The following is a 17682-nucleotide window of genomic DNA, read 5'->3' on the forward strand; positions in this document are numbered from 1 at the left end:
GAAAAGTCATCAACGTTCCCGATAAGCCACCCGATCGAGTGACGCGTCTCGACACGAGCAGCCGTAGACGCCACCGTCGTTGCATGACACTGCGGCATCGTTCCGGACCAAATTATACGGAACGACCACGTAGCGTTAACCCTTACGAGTGAAGGTTGACGGTTCAACTGACAGTGCGTAACGGGAGTCTTGATCCAAACGACGAAGGCTGTGGTTCAGCCGTCGTTGAATAAAGCCGGGAGATATCAGTGATGGACTCCGCCTCCGCCGCCAATGCTGCTTCCAGGTCGTGGATCGTCATAGCGGCCAAAGCAATTGTGGTGCTGCAGTCCCTGGGGATCGTCTACATGTTCACTTCTGCCTGGGTGACGGCCATTGTGGCCGTCGGTCTCATCGTCGTTTACCTCGCGGTTCGGGCGCTGTCACGGGCTTCGCGGCAGGTCGACCGGATCTTCGAGGAGGAGCTCGGGCGGCAATAAGCTCGGCACCATGCTGACGCGGGTGTCGGAGGCTCTGGTGAAGCCGGGCCGGGAGCAGGAGTTCGTCGCACGGGTGCGGGATCTCGTCGAGACGTTTCCCGAGATCTACGACGGACTGATGGGACACGAGGTGCTCGTCGACCTCGACGACCCGCTGCGCGTGCAGTACGTGAGCCGGTGGCGGGACGAGCAGGCGCTGGAGAACTACGCCGGGCCTGGCTGGCGCACCGATCCGGTGACGTTCCCGGACGAGGACGAGTACCTGCAGCGTCCGTTGACGCTGCGGCACCTCCAGAACGTCAGCTGATGAAGCCCCGTGCGGGCAGGCCTTCCGGGAAGCGTTCCAGTGCCTCGCCGGCGGCCAGGGCCAGTGACTCGAGCGTCTCGGTCTCCGCGGGGGTCGCGGTGTGCGGGACGGCCCAGTAGCAGCCGATGGCGCCGAGCGGTTCCGGGCGCAGGATCGGGGCCATCAGCAGGCTTCGCACAAAAGTCGGCCGATACGCTTCCTGAGGAATCCTCGAATCGAAGCGGATGTCCCTGATCGCCACGGTTTGACGATTCAACATCGCCCATCCGCTGATGCAGTTCACGGCGGGGAAGCGCTGGCCCTTCCACAGCGGGCTCATCGAATCCTCGTCGGCGTAGTAGCAGAGGTCGCCGTCGAGCAGCACCAGCGTCGCACCGTGCGCGGCCAGCGAAGACCTGGCCGTGGTGCGGACGACGCGTTGCACTTCCTCCAACGTGGCGGCCCCGGCGAGGCGATCCATCGTTTCGGACATGCATCCACGTTAACTCGCGCTCGTCCCCACACCTAGAATCTCTGACTCGATTCAACTAATCAGCGGCGGTTCCGCGGTCGGTGACCTTGCGACAAAGATTGCTGATGCTTTGCAACAATCCACCGCTTCACGGCCGGACGCGTCGCCGGCGGGGCTGCGCGGGCTTCGGCGGCAGCGGTGGCGCACCCCACTGTGGTGGTCGTGTCACGTGGATTCCCCCTGGAACCGGCCACTGACTCTAGTGTTGAACCGTGACGACGCACCCTTCTCCCGACATTCCGGAACAGCTCTTCGAGGACCCGGCCGCCGAGACCCGGTGGCGTGAGCGGTTCACCGCTCCCCGCATGAGCCTGCCCGGATGGGCCGACGACGCACCGGACCGCACCCTGTACGTCTCCAACGCGAGCGGCGTGTGGGAGATCTACTCCTGGGACCGCGCGACGGACGAGCACCGCAAGGTCACCGACCGCCCGAACGGCACGTCGCACGCCACGCTGAACCCGGACGGCACCGAGATCTGGTGGTTCGACGACCACGACGGCGACGAGTTCGGCGTCTGGGTGCGCGAGCCGTTCAAGGCCGACGGCAGCAAGGCGGAGCCCGCGGTCGCCGACGTGACCCCCGGCTACCCGGCGGGTCTGGAGATCGGCCGCACCGTCACGGCCGTGGCCGCGTCGACCGACGACGGCACCACGGTGTGGCTGGCGCGCAACGGCAAGAGCGAGGTGCTCTACCAGCACGTCAACGACGCCGGCGTCACCGCGCTGTCGAAGGACGAGTCGATCGTCGTGATCGCGCACTCCGAGCACGGCGACAACAGGCACATGGCGCTGCGCGCGCTCAACGCGGAGAACGGCGAGACCATCGCCGAGAAGTGGGACGGCAAGGGCAAGGGCCTCGACGCCATCTCGTTCAGCCCGGTGCGCGGCGACCAGCGGCTGCTGGTGCTGCACGAGCGCCGCGGCCGCGAGGAACTGCTGATCTGGGACGTCGCCGCCGGCACCGAGCAGGAGATCGTCCTCGACCTGCCCGGCGAGGTCTCCGCCGACTGGTACCCGGACGCGTCCGCGTTGCTGATCGTGCACACCCACCACGCCCGCAACACCGCGCACCGCTACGACCTCGCGACCGGCGAACTGTCCACTCTGGACACCGCGCCCGGCGTGATCGGCTCGGCGGGCGTGCGCCCGGACGGCACGATCGAGTACTCCTGGTCGTCCGCCGAGAGGTCCACGGTCATCCGCGCGCTGGCCACGGACGGCACCGAGAGCGTGCTGGTCGAGCCCGCCGGCGCCAAGCCCGCGACGTCCGCGCCGCTGGAGGACGTGTTCGTCGGCGACGTGCACGCGCTGGTCTCGAAGCCGGAGGGCGAAGGCCCGTTCCCGACGGTCTTCCTGATCCACGGCGGCCCGCACTCCTCCGACGAGGACCGCTTCTCCGCCTACCGCGCGGTGTGGCTGGACGCCGGGTTCGCCACCGTGCACGTGAACTACCGCGGCTCCAGCGGCTACGGCTCGAAGTGGCGTGACGCCATCGAGGGCCGTCCGGGCATCACGGAGCTCGAGGACATCGCCGCCGTGCACGACTGGGCGGTCGAGTCGGGTCTCACCGACCCGTCGAAGTCGGTCCTCAACGGCGCCTCGTGGGGCGGCTACCTGACCCTGCTCGGCATCGGCACCCAGCCGGAACGCTGGACCGTCGGCGTCGCGGGCGTCCCGGTGGCGGACTACTTCGCCGCCTACGAGGACGAGATGGAACCGCTGCGGGCGTTCGACCGCGCGCTGTTCGGCGGCTCCCCGGAGGAACTGCCCGAGCTCTACGAGGAGTGCTCGCCGCTCACGTACGTCGACCAGGTCACCGCGCCCGTGCTGATCCTCGCGGGCGAGAACGACCCGCGCTGCCCGATCAGGCAGATCGACAACTACCTCGACGCACTCGCGGCCCGCGGCCACGCGTACGAGATGTACCGCTACGACGCGGGCCACGGCTCGTTGGTCGTCGCCGAGACGATCCGTCAGACGGCGGCCGAGGTGGACTTCGCCCGGCGGCACCTGGGCGCGAAGTAGGTCCCGGAAACGGACGAGGCCCGCTCCACAGTGGAGCGGGCCATCCGTCGCGCTGCCGAGCTAGGCCGACTGCGCCTGCCACATCCAGTGCGCCTGCTCCAGCTCCTGCGTGATGCCGATCAGCAGGTCCTGGGTGACGAGGTCGGGCTTGTCGGTCTCGTCGATGCGGGTGCGCATGCGGGAGATCAGCGACGCCAGGGAAGTCGTGATCGACTCGACCACCTGGTCCTCCTTCAGCCAGCCGGACGCGATCTCGGGCACGCCGGACGACGCGGCGATGGTCTTCGCCGTGCCGTTCGGCGTGACGCCGAGAGCGGCCGCTCGCTCGGCTACCTGGTCGGCGGCGTTGCGCGCCAGTACGACCAGTTCGTCGAGCTGAAGGTGGACGCTGCGGAAGTTCTTGCCGATCACGTTCCAGTGCGCCTGCTTCCCGATCAGGGACAGGTCGACGAGGTCTACGAGCGTCGCCTGCAGGATCTTGCCCACCGCGTCGCGGTCGGCGTCAGCCAGTGGGCTGGTGATCGGGTTCTTGGCCATGGTGAAACGCGCCTCCTCAGACGGTGACGGTGAGCGCCACCTCGATGTTGCCGCGCGTCGCGTTGGAGTACGGGCAGACCTGGTGGGCCTGCTCGACGAGCTTCTCCGCGACCGCCTGGTCGAGTCCGGGGATCTTCACCGCGAGCTCGACGGCGAGCTGGAAGCCGCCGGCGCCGTTGGAGCCGATCCCCACCTTGGCGGTTACCTCAGAAGACGGGACCTGAATCTTCCCGGCGCGCGCGACGGCTGCGATAGCGGAGTTGAAGCAAGCCGAGTAACCGGCCGCGAACAACTGCTCCGGGTTGGTCGCGTCGCCGCCGGGGCCGCCCATCTCCTTGGGGACCGACAGGACCTCGTCGATCACACCGTCGGACGAGCGAACCTCGCCGTTGCGGCCTTCGCCGTAAGCAGTCGCCTCAGCCGTGTACAGCGCTTCCATTCCGCTCTCCCTTGAGTCAGTGGGCTAATTGCCTTTCACTGAAGGAGAACGCATCGCGCACGACTTAAATGCCCCGTCGTGACTCAGTTCACGTCCAACTGAGACGCCTGCCGGAGCGCGAACTCGGCGACCTGGCGGCCGATCACCCGCAGGTTCCGGTCGACGTCGGCGTCTGAGCAGGCACCATCGCCGTCGAACTTGACCTGCGCGGAGTTGATCGCGGCGCCCAGCGGCGTCGGCCAGCCGCGCAGCGCGTGCACGATCGAGCGGACTGCCGCGAGCGTGTTCACCGCGGCCTGCCAGCCGTACGCGGCGGTGATGGTGCCGACCGCGCGGCCGTCGAGGTACGGGCGGTCGTCGTCGCGGAGGTCCTCGATGTAGTCGAGGGCGTTCTTGACCAGGCCGGACACGGTGCCGTGGTAGCCGGGCGACACGACGATCACGCCGTCGCACCTGCGCAGGTCCTCGACCATCTTCATGGCGATGTCCGTGCGGTCCGGCACCGACGGGTCGTAGAACGGAAGCACCAGGTCAGGGCCGCTGTATTGGATCGTCTGCGCGCCAAGTTCGCGCGCGCCCTCCAGAGCCACTCGCAGCGCCCGCTCGGACTGCGAGTCGGACCTGATCGAGCCCCCGATGCCCACCACCGTCACCGTCATGACAACGATCCTTCCACCTCCAGATACCTGGAGATCCAGCACTACTCGCGAGTAACCTGCAACACATGTCGAACTTCCAGGCGGCCGTGATGGCCGGTGCTCTGCGCTTCGCGTTCGGTCTCCCCGGCCCTGTGCGCCGCCTCATCGCCGGCAGTCCGATCCGTTTGGACGGCCAGGACCTGCACCCCGAGGCGCAGCTGCTGCTCAGGCTCCAGCAGTTGTCCGGGACGGAGTGGCGCACGAAGACAGCATCCGAGAGCCGACTGGACCTGGAGTTGAGTTCGAAGCTCGTGGCCGGCCCGAAGATCACCGGGGTGGGTGCGCGGGAGCTCACGATCGGGGAGTTCGCCGGGCGCCTCTACACGCCGGACGGCCTCGCGAGCGGCTCAGCGCTGTTGATCTTCTACCACGGCGGCGGCTGGGTGACCGGAAGCCTCGACAGCCACGACAACCTGTGCCGCTTCCTCGCCAGGGAGGCCGGTGTCCGCGTGCTGGCGGCCGACTACCGGCTCGCCCCGGAGGCCCGGTTCCCGGCCGCGGCCGACGACGCCGCCGAGGTGCTGCGGTACGCGATCGCCAAGGCGGAGGACCTGGGCATCGACCCGAAGCGGATCGCGCTGGGCGGAGACAGCGCGGGCGGCAACCTCGCCGCGGTGACCGCGCACGCCGCCGAGATCGACCTGGCGTTCCTGCTGCTCTTCTACCCCGGCGTGGACGCGTCGGTGCGCCGCCGGTCCCGCGAGATCTTCGGCAACGGGTTCTTCCTGACCGACGAGAAGATGGACTGGTTCCTCGACAAGTACAGCGAGGGCGGCAAGGACCGGCACGACCCGCGCCTGTCGATCATGCTGGCCGAGGACCTGTCGAAGCTGCCCCCGACCTACATCGCGACCGCGGGCTACGACCCGTTGCGCGACGAGGGCGAGGCCTTCGCGGAACGGCTGGCCGCCGAGGGCGTGCCGGTGGTGCTGCGCAGGCACGAGGGCCTGTTCCACGGCTTCGCGAACGTGCTCGGCGTCGGCGGGATCTTCCGCGAGGCCGTGTCCGAGGCGGTGGGCGCGCTCCGCACGGGCCTCGCGCTGGCCAACTCCGCTCAGGACGTGGCCGAGACCGCCTGACGCTGCCGCGAGAACGCCCAGCCGAGGCCCGCGATCACGAGCCCGGCCACTCCGGCGACGAGGAAGCCGAGCGGGGGTCCGCTGTGGTCCACAGCAACCCCCGCGAGCGGCTGACCAGCGGCGACACCGAACGTGAACGCGGATCCCTGCAGCCCGAGAGCCAGCCCGCGGGCCGTCGGTGGCGCACTCTTGGCGATCAACTCGGATGACGCCGTGATCGTCGGTGCGCACGCCAGGTTCATCGGGATCAACGCGAGCGCCAGCAGCCACACGCTGCCGTCGCCGAGGCCGACCGGTATCTCCAGCAACGCCATGCAGGCCAGCAGGACCACACCAGTCGGCACGCGCCGCAGAGTTCCGTAGAAGAGCCCGCCCAGCGCCGACGCCGCGCACATCACGAAGAAGATCAGCCCGAGCCAGCTCTGCTGACCCGTGCGCTCCAGCGAGGCGATCGCCGAGATCTCCATGCCGGACAACACCATCGTGGCGCCGAACGGGATGATCAACGCAGCGATCATCGGCCCGCGCAGCCACTCCCGCAGCCGGGGAGGCGAGCCCTCGATGACATCGTCCTCGTGCAGCAGCACCGGGTTCACGGCGAACAGCACCGCGCTCGCGGTCAGGATCGCCAGGCCGATCACGACGAGCGCCGTGCCGGTCGAGAACTTCGTCGCGATCAGCACGCCCGCCGCGGGCCCGACCATGAACGACAGCTCGACCGAGATCGAGTCCAGCGAGAACGCGGGCCTGCGCTGGGGTTCCGGCACGATCGCGGTGAGCGCCTGCCGCCCGATCGACATCACCGGCACCGCCACGAGCCCGTTGGCGAACGCCAGCACGAGCAGCACGTAGTAGTCCATCAGCGGGGCCGTCAGCCAGAACGCGCCTTCGAGCAGGCTGAGCGCCAGCACGAACCGCAGGCCCTTGCTGTCGACCAGCTTGCCCATCAACGGCGACCCGAGGCCGAGGCCGATCATGGTCGCGAAACCCACCGTGCCGGCCGCCGCGTAGCCCTTGTCGAGCGTGGTGACCACGTGCAGCGTCACCGTCACGCCCGCCGCCGTCGGGGGAATCCTGGCGAACAGCATCAGCAGCATCAGGGGACGAACCCCCGGCAGTGCCAGGACCGACTTGAACGGGGCGAGGTTCACGAGGACATCGTCACCCCGGTGGCAACCGGTTTGCTCTGCCGGGCGAGCAGCCAGGCGACGCCCGCGACCAGCAACCCGATCACGCCGACGATCGCGAACCCGGCCGGCGCTCCCCCGCTGTCGATCGCGACACCGGCGATCGGCGCTCCGATCGCGCTGCCCACGGTGAACGCCGACCCCTGCAGACCGAGCGCCAGGCCACGGGCCGTGGGCGGCGCAAGCTTGCTGATGTGCTCACCGGACGCGGCGATCAACGGCGCGCACATGAGGTTCATCGGCACGAGGAGCAGGCACAGCAGCAGCACGTTGCCGTCGCCCAGACCCACCGGAATCTCCAGGGCGGCCATGAGCACCAGCAACACCAGAACGCTCGGCACCCGCTTCACGCCGCCGTAGACGAGGCCGCCCACGATCGACGCCGCGCACATCGCGAAGAACACCGCGCCGAGCCAGCTCTGCTTGCCGATGTGCTCCAGCGACGCGATCGCCGAGACCTCCATGCCCGCGAGGCACACCGTCGCGCCGACACACACGACCAAGACGCCGACGATCCGTCCGCGCATCCACTCGAACACGCGGGGCTGCGGCCCGTCGACGACCTCGCCCTCGTGCACCATCGGCGGGTTCGCCCAGTACAGGAGCACTCCGGCGACCAGGATCGAGACGCCGATGAACAGCAGCGCGGCGTTCGTGGAGAACGTCGTGGCGATGAACACGCCGAGCGCGGGCCCGCCCATGAACGACAGCTCGACCGAGATCGAGTCCACCGACAACGCGACCCGGCGCCGGCTCTCCGGCACGAGCGCGGTGATGACCTGCCGTCCGATCGACATCATCGGCACGCCGAGCAGCCCGACGCAGAACGACGTCACGAGCAACGTCCAGTAGCCCATCAGCGGCGCCGTCAGCCAGAACGCCGCCGAGGCCGTGACGCTCACGGCCAGCATCGACCGCAGGCCGCGTTCGTCGATCAGCCTGCCCATCAGCGGTGCGCCCAGCCCCATGCCGATCGTGCCCGCCGCCCCGACCAGGCCCGCCGCGCCGTAGCCCCGGTCCAGCGTGACCGCGACGTGCAGCGTCAGGATCACGCCGGTCGCCGCCGGAGGCATCCTCGCGAAGAACATCAGCAGTGCGAACGGACGGACTCTGGGCAGCATCAGCACGTGCTTGAAGGGGGCGAGGTCCACAGAGCCATCCTCACTCGGATGGCAAAAGGTTTTCTTTGCTAACGATGTGATTCGCCGTACAGCTCTTCCAGCGCCCGGTACGCCTTCACCACGAACGGCCGTGCGTTCGCGTACCTCTCGATGGCGTCCTCGTCCGGTGTGATCGTCTGCGTCGGCTGCACCAGGTCGACGGTCAGCGACTCGATCTCACCCAGCGCCCGCCACGCCAGCAGCGCAGCCCCCACGGCAGAACCGCCGCTGTCCTCGGTGAGGTGCAACGGCATGCCGAGCGTGTTCGCCAGCGTCTGGGCCCAGATCGGGGCGCGGAACGCACCGCCGGTGATCCTCAGCGAGTCGACCTGCGGAACGGCGTCCAGCACGAGCGCCAGTTGCTGACACACCCCCTCGACCAGTGCCTTGGTGATCTGCGCAGGGGTGTGTTCGCGCCGGAGGCCGAGCAACGCGGCATGCGCGGTCGGATCCCACCACGGCGCTCGCTCGCCCAGCAGGTACGGCAGCGCGACGAGACCGTCCGAGTCGACGTCGGCGGCCTGGGAGAGAAGCTCGCCGACCGGGACGTTGAACGTCTCCGCGGCCCACTGGGCGACCACGCCACCGTTGCTGATCGCGCCACCACGGACCCAGAGGCCCTCGCCGATGGCGTAGCTGAAGGTGCGGCCCTCTTCGTCGACACCAGGCCCCTGCTGCGCCACGCGGAGCGCGCCCGACGTGCCGAGCGAGACCGCGCCGGCTCCCGGGGTGGCCGCGCCGACGCCGAGGTTGCCCAACGGCCCGTCGCCACCGCCGACGATCACGGGAATGCCGGGCCGCAGTCCGGGGATCTCGGCGGTCAGCGGCGTCGAGTGGGTGGGCTCGACCAGCGGCGGCAACTGGTCCGCGGTGACTCCGGCGAACTCCAGCGACGGCTCGTGCCACTGCAGGGTGTGGATGTTCATCAGACCCGTGCCGGAGCCCGACGAGTGCTCGTTGATCAACGAGCCGGTCAGGTGCAGGTGCACGAAGTCCTTGATCTCGCACCACTTCGCGGCGCGGACGCCGTTCTCGTGGAACCAGGCGAGCTTCATCAGCGGCGTGAACGAGTGGATCGGCGCGCCGGTCTGCTGGTGCAGCTCACGTCCCTCTGCCGTGCCCCGCAGGCGTTCGGTCTGCTCGACCGCGCGGTTGTCGGCCCAGCTCAGGGCGTCCGTGACCGGCGTCAGGTCCGCGTCCAGGCCCATGATCGAGTGCATCGCGCCGGTCAACGCGATCGCGCGAACGTCCTCCGAAGCCAGTTCGCGGATGGCGTCGAACGCGGCGTCGAGCACCTGCCGCGGGTCGTGCGTGGCTTCGAGACCGCTGGTGCGCATCGGATAGGCGCGTTCGGTCGACGCGACGACACGAGCCTGCGCGTCCACCGCCACGACCTTGGTCGCCGTCGTGCCTAGGTCCACCGCGAGAACGAGCATGACCCACCCTAGGGCCTGTATCGAAGTCTGGTTCGATGAGAGTCGCGCTTGAGGTGGTTCCTGGTGGTGCGGCCGGACGGCCCGCATACCGGTGTTGTATGTGGGCCGTCCGGCCGTGCCGCCAGGGGCCGCCTCGGGCCCGGCTATCGCGGACCAGACTTCGATACAGGCCCTAGGACGGCGGATACCGGACGAACCACTCCTGTCCCACCGGCGCGGCCTGGCTGGTCTCCAGTTCCCAGTCCGCCACCATCCGGTCGACGACCTCGCGGAACTGCACGCGCTCGACCCAGTCCGGACGGATCTTCTCGACGCCGTGCAACGCGCCGGCGAGGTTGCCGCACATGGACGCCGTCGAGTCGTTGTCGCCGCCGTGGTTGACCGAGAGCAGCAGCGCGTCGTTCGGATCGTCGGTGACCAGCACCGAGTACAACGCGATGGCGAGTGCTGTGTCGCCGACACCGCCACGCCCGAGTTCCTCGACGCGCGCCACGCTCGGTGAGCCGAGGGCCGCGAGTTCGACGGCGTGCTCGATGGCAGCGACGACCTCCTCGTGGCCTTCGCGTCGGACGAGCGAGTCGACAGCGACGTCCAATGCGTCCGGCAAACCCTTGCCGCGCAACAGTTGGTGCACCAGCACGGCGAACACGCCCGCCGACAGGTAGCCGCTCGGGTGGCCGTGCGTCAGTGCCGCGTTGGCCGCCGCCAGCGCGAACACGACCATCGGATCGTCGTCGACGAGAGCGACCGGCGCGACCCGCATGACGCCGCCACAACCCTTGGAGTTGTTGGCGGGCTTGGTGATCGTGGCCTGCTCGCCGGTGCGGGCGTACTCCTGCAACGCGCTCGTGCAGGTGAGTCCCGGCGCCCGCATGCGGAAGAGTTCCTGGTGCGAGACGAGCCAGCCGTCCGGTTCGTCCACAGTGGAATGAATGCCACGGGCCTTGTCCCACGGCGTTTTCTGCGTGTGCAGCCAACGCTGGTAGGCGTTCTGGGTGATGCCGGTGACCTCGCGCTCGCCGGTGATCCGCTGCCGCACGCGCGACCGGATGATCGCCTCGAACGTGAACAGCGTCATCTGCGTGTCGTCGGTGATGTCCGGCTTCTCGGGCAGGTCCGTGATTCCGTCCGGCCCGTGGCGCTCGTAGACGACCTCCATCGGCAGGTTCTCGGTGTTCGCGCCGAGCGCGTCACCGATCGCGCCCCCGATCAGGCAGCCGCGCAACCGCGAACTGTCCTTGTGCGGCACCACGAAGAACCGGCGGCCCTCGCCGTCGACCCAGCGACTGGCCTCCCGCGTGGCGGTCGGCCGTTCCCCGCATCCACAGATCCGCATGTGCTGCGCGGCGGCGTCGGCCAGTTCCACGAAGTCGAACTCGGCCTCGAACGGCAGACCCGGGTTGAAGTGCAGCTTCGGTTTGCTCGAGATGAGCCTGCTCAGGACCGTGTGCAACGGCAGGCGGATCCACTGCTCGACGCCCGCCGGCAGCCGGGACTCGTCCGTGTAGACGTCGAGGACCTCGCGGTCGCTCATCAGGACTTCGCCGGGAATGAGCAGCTCACCGTGCGCGGCGTGGTGCCCGAAGCCGTTCACGTCGGCCTCGTACTCGTGCAGGAGCTGTTCCATCGGAGCCAACGCCCTCACCAGGACCTCCGGTACAGCTCTTCGGCGACGAGCCGGACTTCGTGCTCGGGTCCGCCTTCCAGTGCGCCCGCGATGGCCCGCGCGACCCCACGACCCTCACCACGAACGGCCTGCGCCAGCGCACCCGCGGCCGTGAAGACGTCAGCGTCCGGTGGCTCGAGCTTCGACGGCGTGAAGAGGTGCGAGGCCAGCATGATCACGGAGTCGGCGGCCGCGGAGTCCGGGCCGTGGGTGAGCTCGACCAACTCGCGGATCCGGTCCTCGCCGAGCCGTTGCGCGGCGGCGGGCAACGCCCAGATCAACGCACCGGACCCCTGCGACCTGATCTTGCCGCGATAGCTGTTCTTGACCAGGTCACGGGCACTTTGCCAGGACACCAGGTCGGGCTGGACGGCGGGCTCGGACGCCCACTGCGCCAGGGCGGCGGCCGGATCCTCCGCCGAACACGCGACCAGTTGGCCGACGAGTCCTGTTCGGACACCCGCGCCGAAAGCGAAACCCTGATAGGCGGCCACGACCTCTGCGAGCCGAGGCGGCCTCACCCACTCGATCTCCCCCATCGCCGTCAGACCCTACCGGGCCCGACGGCGACAGGAGCGATGATCTAGAGGCGCTTCGCGAGCTCTTCCGCGACCTCGTAGGTGTTCAGCGCGGCACCCTTGCGCAGGTTGTCACCGCACACGAAGAAGTCCAGCGTGTTCGGGAAGTCCAGCGCCTGACGCACGCGGCCCACGTACGTCGGGTCCTCGCCCACGGTGTCCGCGGGCGTCGGGAACTTCTGCGCGGCCGGGTCGTCGACCAGCACGATCGTCGGCTGCGACTCGAAGATCTTGTGCGCGGCCTCGACCGTGATCTCGCGCGCGAACGTCGCGTGGACGGACAGTGAGTGGGTCGTCACGACCGGGACGCGGACGCAGGTCGCGGAGACCTTCAGGTCCGGGATGCCGAGGATCTTGCGGGCCTCGTTGCGGACCTTGAGCTCCTCGGACGACCAGCCGCCGTCCTTGAGCGAACCGGCCCACGGCACCACGTTCAGCACCAGCGGAGCCGGGAACGGCGAGTCCTCTGCGGACAGACCGGCGGCGGCGAGCGCCTCGGCCACGTCGCCGGCGGACACGCCCGCCTCCTTACCCGCCAGCGCCGCGATCTCGGCGTACAGGCGGTCGATGCCGGACTGACCGGCACCGGAAGCGGCCTGGTAGGAGGCCACGACGAGTTCCTTGAGCTCGAACTCGCGGTGCAGCGCGCCCAGCGACGCCATCATCGACAGCGTCGTGCAGTTCGGGTTCGCGATGATGCCGCGCGGACGGTCGTTGATCTTGTCGGCGTTGACCTCGGGCACGACCAGCGGCACGTCGGCGTCCATCCGGAACGCGCCGGAGTTGTCGATCGCGACGGCACCGCGCTCGGCGGCGATCGGAGCCCACTCGGCGGAAACCTCGTCCGGCACGTCGAACATCGCGATGTCGACGCCGTCGAACGCCTCGGGCGACAGAGCGATGACCGTGACGTCCTGGCCACGCACGTTGATCTTCTTGCCCGCCGAGCGCGGGGACGCGATCAGCCTGATCTCGCCCCACGGCACGGAAGAACGGGTGTTGATGATGTCGATCATCACGGTGCCCACGGCACCGGTCGCGCCCACCAGCGCGAGAACGGGGGCGGTCATCGTCCAGTCCCTGCGTAAACGACGGCCTCTTCGTCGGTGCCCAGGTCGAACGCGTCGTGCAGGGCACGGACGGCGTCGTCGAGCTGGGTGTCGCGGCAGATGACCGAGATGCGGATCTCCGAGGTGGAGATGATGTCGATGTTGACGCCGGCCGTGGCCAGCGCCTCGCAGAACGTCGCCGTGACGCCGGGGTGCGAGCGCATGCCCGCGCCGATCAGCGACACCTTGCCGACGTGCTCGTCGTAGAGGACCTGGTCGAACCCGATCTCGCCACGGGCCTTCTCCAGCGCGGCCACCGCACGCGGGCCGTCGACCTTGGCCAGCGTGAACGTGATGTCCGTGCGGCCGGAGGCGGCCTGCGAGACGTTCTGCACGACCATGTCGATGTCGAGTTCCGACTGCGCCACGACGCGGAAGATCTTGGCCGCGATGCCGGGGTGGTCGGGAACTGCCGTCACGGTGATTTTGGCCTCGGACCGGTCGTGCGCGACGCCGGTGATCATCGCCTGTTCCACGGGAAGGTCCTCCACTGAACCGGACACGATGGTTCCGGTCTTGTTGCTGAACGAAGAGCGGACGTGCACGGGCACGTTGTAGCGCCGGGCGTACTCCACGCAGCGGAGCATCAGCACCTTGGCGCCACAGGCGGCCATCTCGAGCATTTCCTCGTACGTGATCGTGTCGAGTTTCTTCGCGTTCGGCACGATGCGCGGGTCGGCGGTGTAGACGCCGTCCACGTCGGTGTAGATCTCGCACACGTCGGCCTTGGTCGCGGCCGCGAGCGCCACCGCTGTGGTGTCGCTGCCGCCACGGCCGAGCGTCGTGATCTCCTTCGAGTCCTGGGAGACGCCCTGGAAGCCCGCCACGATCACGATCGCCCCCTCGGCCATCGCGTCCTGGATCCGGCTCGGTGTCACGTCGATGATCCGCGCTTTGCCGTGTGCCGACGTCGTGATCACGCCGGCCTGCGAGCCCGTGTAGGAGCGCGCCTCGGCACCGAGCGAGTTGATCGCCATCGCGAGCAGTGACATCGAGATGCGCTCACCGGATGTGAGGAGCATGTCGAGTTCACGCGCGGGCGGCACCGGCGAGACCTGGCGGGCGAGATCGAGCAGCTCATCAGTCGTGTCACCCATGGCGGACACGACGACAACGACGTCGTTCCCCGCCTTCTTGGTCGCGACGATGCGCTCGGCCACGCGTTTGATCCGCTCGGCGCTTCCAACCGATGAACCGCCGTACTTCTGGACGACGAGCGCCACCGACCTGACCTCCTTCGCGCGACTAAAACCCCACGTCGAAGGCAGCCTACCCGGACCACCTGGTGAGACTCTGGAGCCGTGACGCGCGTGACTACTCTGTCCGGGTGTCGTCGAGCGCCGATGTCGTGGAGGCCCCAGCAGCCGTGCAGGAGAGCAGTGCGCGCTCACGGACGGCCGAGGCGCTCAGACATCCGGCCGCGCTCTGGACGGCTCCCGCGCTGATCTACCTGATCGTCCGCCAGGTCGGTCTGTTCGTGCTGCAGCTGGTCGTCGAGTACCAGAACAAGCTCACCGGCAAGGCCGACACGTCGGTCGACAACCTGAAGTCGTGGGACGGCGACTGGTTCCTCGGCATCGCGACGGGCGGCTACAACGGCGTCCCGTCACCCCCGTACGACGCGTTCGGCCGGCGCACCGCCGAGACCCCGCTCGCGTTCTTCCCGGGCTACCCGGCGTTGATCAGGTGGGTCGACGGCCTGCCGGGCGTGGACGTGATCGGCGCGGCCTTCGCCGTCAGCCTGATCAGCGGTGTCTTCTGCGCCTACGGCCTGTTCGTCCTCGGCCGGGTGGTCCGCGACGGCTCGAACCGCACGGGCCTGATCTTCGTGACGCTCTTCGCGGCGTCCCCGATGGCCGTCGTGCTCTCGATGACCTACTCCGAGGCGACGTTCTGCGCGTTCGCCGTCTGGGCCCTGGTGGGCGTGGTCAAGAAGCGCTGGATCCTCGCCGGTGTCTGCTGCGCGGCGGCGGGCCTGGTCCGTCCGACCGCGGCGGCGTTGATCGTGGCGGTCGGCCTGGCCGCGCTGGTCGCGGTGATCGCCGACCGGAAGGACTGGCGGGCCTGGGCCGGCGGCGTCGTCGCACCGCTCGGCCTGCTCGGCTACCTGGGCTGGGTGGCCGTCCGCACCGGCGACCTCATGGGCTGGTTCGGCGTGCAGCAACGGGGCTGGGGCTCGAAGTTCGACGGCGGCGCGGCCACCTGGGAGTTCGCCTGGGGCCACCTCGGCAACCCGCGCTCGATCCTCGAGACCGGCACGGTCTGGCTGCTGGTGCTGGCCATCGTCCTGGTCTTCTACGCGTTCCAGCGCCGCCTGGAGTGGCCGCTGATCGTCTACGGCATCGGCGTCCTGGCCATGGACCTCGGCTCGAACGGCCTGATGAACTCGAAGGCCCGCCTGCTGCTGCCCGCGTTCACCCTGCTGCTTCCCCTGGCCCTGGTCCTCGCGCGGCGCCGTCCGTCCACGGTCCTGACGGTCCTGGGCATGGCGACGCTGTTCAGCGCGTGGTTCGGCGCCTACTCCCTGGCCGTTTGGCAGTATGCGATCTGATGAACGAGCTGATCTCGAAGCGCTGGAGTCCTCGCGCTTTCTCCGCTGACGCAACGGTTTCCGACTCCGAACTCCGCACCGTGCTGGAGGCGGGCCGCTGGGCCCCGTCGCACGGCAACAGCCAACCGGCCCGGTTCGTGGTGGGTCACCGGGGCACGCCGACGTTCGACGCGATCGTCGAGACCCTGACGCGCGGCAACAAGAGCTGGGCACCTCGCGCCTCGGTGCTGCTGATCGGGTGCGTGCTCACCACCGACGACCGCGGCGACATCCCGAACGTCGAGTTCGGCCTGGGCCTCGCCATGGAGAACATGGCGCTCCAGGCCGTCGACCTCGGCCTGATCGCGCACATGATGGGCGGCTTCGACAAAGCAGCCGCGCACGCCGCGTTCGGCATGCCTGGCGACGTCCGCCCGCTGGTCTCCATGGCCCTCGGGCGGCACGGCTCGCTCGCCGACCTCCCGGAGGACCTTCAGGCCCGCGAACAGCGGGAACGCAAGCGCCTGCCGCTGTCCGAGACGGTCTTCACCGGCACGTGGGGCCAGTCAGAGTTCAGTTGAGAAGTACTTGGTGGCGACGTCGTTGTGCAGCGGGAACGCCAACGGCACGCACTCGAAGATGATCGCCCGTTCGGAAGCCTCGTCGTTGGGCACGAACGGCGGCATGTCCTCGGCGTTGATCGCGGGCGCGGTGGCGAACATGAGCACCGTCCCGCCATCCGGCGTGGACACGAAGTGCAACGGCCGCAGGTCGTCCGGCGGGATGCGCACGCCGGCTTCTTCTTCAAGCTCGCGCACGGCACTCTGCTGCCAGGACTCACCGCGATCCATGAACCCGCTGACGAACGCCAGCTCGCCGACCGGCGGAATCGCCCGTCGCACGGTGAGCAGCCCGGTCCGCGGCCCGTCCTTCACCGGGACGAGCAACACCACGACCGGCGAGGGATTCGCCCACACCATGTGCCCACAACTGGCGCACCTTCGCGGGTACGCGGCCGTGTCGGCGTACTGAGAGCCACAGCTGTTGCAGAAGTCGTCGCGCGCCATGCTTCGAACCTAGTTCAGGCGCCTCACGAGTTTAATGACGATCGCTCGAACGGCCAGCCAGAACAGGGCGGCGAGGCCGAAGTTGACGATCACTCGCAACTTGGCGTCCTCGGGCGAGAAGAGGTCCCTGAACGCGAGCGCCAACGGCTCGGCCAGGGACTTGACCGTACTGGTGATGGGGTTGTCCGGGTTGGCCCCGCCGACGGTGAGCACGACGTGAACGACGAGCACGACCGCCAGCGCGAGGCCGACCCAACTGACAACTCCGGCGGCGATACCGACCACACGCGTCCGCATACCGCCGGAATCTACTACTCAGTAGCGTGACACCGCACGCGCGAGCAATCCGGTCACGACCAGCCAGAACACGGCGGCAAGACCGTAGTTGAGGAAGACGTCGAGGTTGTAGTTGCCAGTGTTGAAGAGACCCGGGAAGAACAGAGCAAGGGGCTCGGCCAGGGACTGGATGAACTTGAAGAACGCGTTCGCCTGGTTCGCGCCCAACACGATCATCAGGATGTACAGCACTTCGATGAATGCGAAGAGCGCGCCGATGCCGCTGATCACGCGGGAAGCCGTGCCGCGGCCACTGGTGGTACGTAATCTGGACATACATGAACTTTTCCCGGGTACGCGCGCGTCAAAACTTGCCAACTGACCATCTTCAGCAATCGTGACCTGGGCGTATCAAACGGTTGCGCCGTTCCGAGCAACGACGCGGCCGACTGGACCAGCGACAGCCGCGAAGCCGAAGGCGAGCCGTCTTTACCGTGCGGTCCGGGTGGGGTGGCTTCGTCACGAGTCGTGCCATAGCTCTTGCTGCACATGAGTAGGGGTGTCAACTCGACACGCTTTTCGTCGAGTTGACACCC

The 17682-nt window shown here is 68.5% G+C and carries 20 protein-coding genes; 6 read left to right on the top strand and 14 right to left on the bottom strand.

Going from position 1 to position 17682, the window contains the following annotated elements:
• Positions 1-248 precede the first annotated feature (248 nt).
• Together ACH413_RS41490 and ACH413_RS41495 are read left to right on the top strand one after the other, a co-directional pair.
• Positions 249-479, top strand: coding sequence for a hypothetical protein (locus ACH413_RS41490; protein ID WP_360045914.1), 231 nt, complete (start codon positions 249-251; stop codon positions 477-479).
• A 10-nt stretch (positions 480-489) separates the two neighbouring features.
• Positions 490-786, top strand: a complete 297-nt coding sequence (locus ACH413_RS41495) for an antibiotic biosynthesis monooxygenase family protein (protein WP_360045916.1) — start codon at positions 490-492, stop codon at positions 784-786.
• On the opposite strand, the gene ACH413_RS41500 is transcribed toward ACH413_RS41495, so the two are convergent.
• Positions 779-1258: a GAF domain-containing protein gene (locus tag ACH413_RS41500; RefSeq protein WP_360045918.1), complete on the bottom strand. Its 480-nt coding sequence runs from the start codon at positions 1256-1258 to the stop codon at positions 779-781. The two genes, ACH413_RS41495 and ACH413_RS41500, sit on opposite strands and share 8 nt — an antisense overlap.
• 251 nt (positions 1259-1509) lie before the next feature.
• Here ACH413_RS41500 and ACH413_RS41505 point away from each other — a divergent pair, with 251 nt between their 5' ends.
• On the top strand, positions 1510-3324 hold the full coding sequence (locus ACH413_RS41505; RefSeq protein ID WP_360045920.1) for a prolyl oligopeptidase family serine peptidase: 1815 nt from the start codon (positions 1510-1512) through the stop codon (positions 3322-3324).
• 60 nt (positions 3325-3384) lie between these two features.
• Here ACH413_RS41505 and ACH413_RS41510 read toward each other — a convergent pair whose 3' ends face one another.
• The 3 genes from ACH413_RS41510 to ACH413_RS41520 form a co-directional block, all read right to left on the bottom strand.
• Positions 3385-3861: a Dps family protein gene (locus tag ACH413_RS41510; protein WP_093594463.1), complete on the bottom strand. Its 477-nt coding sequence runs from the start codon at positions 3859-3861 to the stop codon at positions 3385-3387.
• 16 nt (positions 3862-3877) lie between these two features.
• The gene (locus ACH413_RS41515; protein WP_360045922.1) at positions 3878-4300 is read right to left on the bottom strand and encodes an organic hydroperoxide resistance protein; all 423 of its coding nucleotides are present in this window, start codon (positions 4298-4300) and stop codon (positions 3878-3880) included.
• 83 nt (positions 4301-4383) lie between these two features.
• Positions 4384-4959 (bottom strand): NADPH-dependent FMN reductase, encoded by a 576-nt coding sequence (locus tag ACH413_RS41520; RefSeq protein WP_319976083.1) that lies wholly within the window; start codon positions 4957-4959, stop codon positions 4384-4386.
• Positions 4960-5024: 65 nt separating this feature from the next.
• On the opposite strand from ACH413_RS41520, the gene ACH413_RS41525 reads away from it, so the two are divergent.
• A complete protein-coding gene (locus tag ACH413_RS41525; protein ID WP_360045924.1) occupies positions 5025-6077 on the top strand; it encodes an alpha/beta hydrolase in 1053 nt (350 codons plus the stop codon).
• Here the strand turns inward: ACH413_RS41525 and ACH413_RS41530 are convergent.
• The 7 genes from ACH413_RS41530 to ACH413_RS41560 form a co-directional block, all read right to left on the bottom strand.
• Positions 6053-7228, bottom strand: coding sequence for an MFS transporter (locus ACH413_RS41530; protein WP_360045926.1), 1176 nt, complete (start codon positions 7226-7228; stop codon positions 6053-6055). The genes ACH413_RS41525 and ACH413_RS41530 overlap by 25 nt on opposite strands.
• Positions 7225-8415 (bottom strand): MFS transporter, encoded by a 1191-nt coding sequence (locus tag ACH413_RS41535; protein WP_360045928.1) that lies wholly within the window; start codon positions 8413-8415, stop codon positions 7225-7227. Before ACH413_RS41535 ends, ACH413_RS41530 begins: the two co-directional genes overlap by 4 nt.
• Positions 8416-8453: 38 nt before the next feature.
• Positions 8454-9860, bottom strand: a complete 1407-nt coding sequence (locus ACH413_RS41540; RefSeq protein WP_360045930.1) for a gluconokinase — start codon at positions 9858-9860, stop codon at positions 8454-8456.
• 172 nt (positions 9861-10032) lie between these two features.
• A complete protein-coding gene (locus ACH413_RS41545; RefSeq protein ID WP_360045931.1) occupies positions 10033-11505 on the bottom strand; it encodes an ADP-ribosylglycohydrolase family protein in 1473 nt (490 codons plus the stop codon).
• Positions 11502-12065 carry a hypothetical protein gene (locus ACH413_RS41550; protein WP_360045933.1) on the bottom strand — a complete coding sequence of 188 codons (564 nt, stop codon included), beginning with the start codon at positions 12063-12065 and terminating at the stop codon, positions 11502-11504. The genes ACH413_RS41545 and ACH413_RS41550 overlap by 4 nt, the downstream gene beginning before the upstream one ends.
• Positions 12066-12109: 44 nt before the next feature.
• Positions 12110-13174 (bottom strand): aspartate-semialdehyde dehydrogenase, encoded by a 1065-nt coding sequence (locus tag ACH413_RS41555; protein WP_360045935.1) that lies wholly within the window; start codon positions 13172-13174, stop codon positions 12110-12112.
• Positions 13171-14436, bottom strand: a complete 1266-nt coding sequence (locus ACH413_RS41560) for an aspartate kinase (RefSeq protein WP_360045937.1) — start codon at positions 14434-14436, stop codon at positions 13171-13173. The genes ACH413_RS41555 and ACH413_RS41560 overlap by 4 nt, the downstream gene beginning before the upstream one ends.
• A gap of 104 nt (positions 14437-14540) precedes the next feature.
• On the opposite strand from ACH413_RS41560, the gene ACH413_RS41565 reads away from it, so the two are divergent.
• The gene (locus ACH413_RS41565; protein WP_360045939.1) at positions 14541-15764 is read left to right on the top strand and encodes a hypothetical protein; all 1224 of its coding nucleotides are present in this window, start codon (positions 14541-14543) and stop codon (positions 15762-15764) included.
• Positions 15764-16324, top strand: coding sequence for a nitroreductase family protein (locus ACH413_RS41570; protein ID WP_360045941.1), 561 nt, complete (start codon positions 15764-15766; stop codon positions 16322-16324). Before ACH413_RS41565 ends, ACH413_RS41570 begins: the two co-directional genes overlap by 1 nt.
• Here the strand turns inward: ACH413_RS41570 and ACH413_RS41575 are convergent.
• From ACH413_RS41575 to ACH413_RS41585, 3 genes are read right to left on the bottom strand one after another with little or no spacing between them, the layout of a single operon-like run.
• Positions 16310-16810, bottom strand: a complete 501-nt coding sequence (locus ACH413_RS41575) for an NUDIX domain-containing protein (RefSeq protein ID WP_093594499.1) — start codon at positions 16808-16810, stop codon at positions 16310-16312. The genes ACH413_RS41570 and ACH413_RS41575 overlap by 15 nt on opposite strands.
• A 9-nt stretch (positions 16811-16819) precedes the next feature.
• Positions 16820-17095, bottom strand: a complete 276-nt coding sequence (locus ACH413_RS41580; RefSeq protein ID WP_360045943.1) for a hypothetical protein — start codon at positions 17093-17095, stop codon at positions 16820-16822.
• Between the two features lie 30 nt (positions 17096-17125).
• The gene (locus ACH413_RS41585; RefSeq protein WP_360045945.1) at positions 17126-17422 is read right to left on the bottom strand and encodes a hypothetical protein; all 297 of its coding nucleotides are present in this window, start codon (positions 17420-17422) and stop codon (positions 17126-17128) included.
• Between the last annotated feature and the right edge of the window lie 260 nt (positions 17423-17682).

Origin of the sequence: Lentzea sp. NPDC020367, assembly GCF_044387305.1 — a bacterium.
Lineage (GTDB): Bacteria > Actinomycetota > Actinomycetes > Mycobacteriales > Pseudonocardiaceae > Lentzea.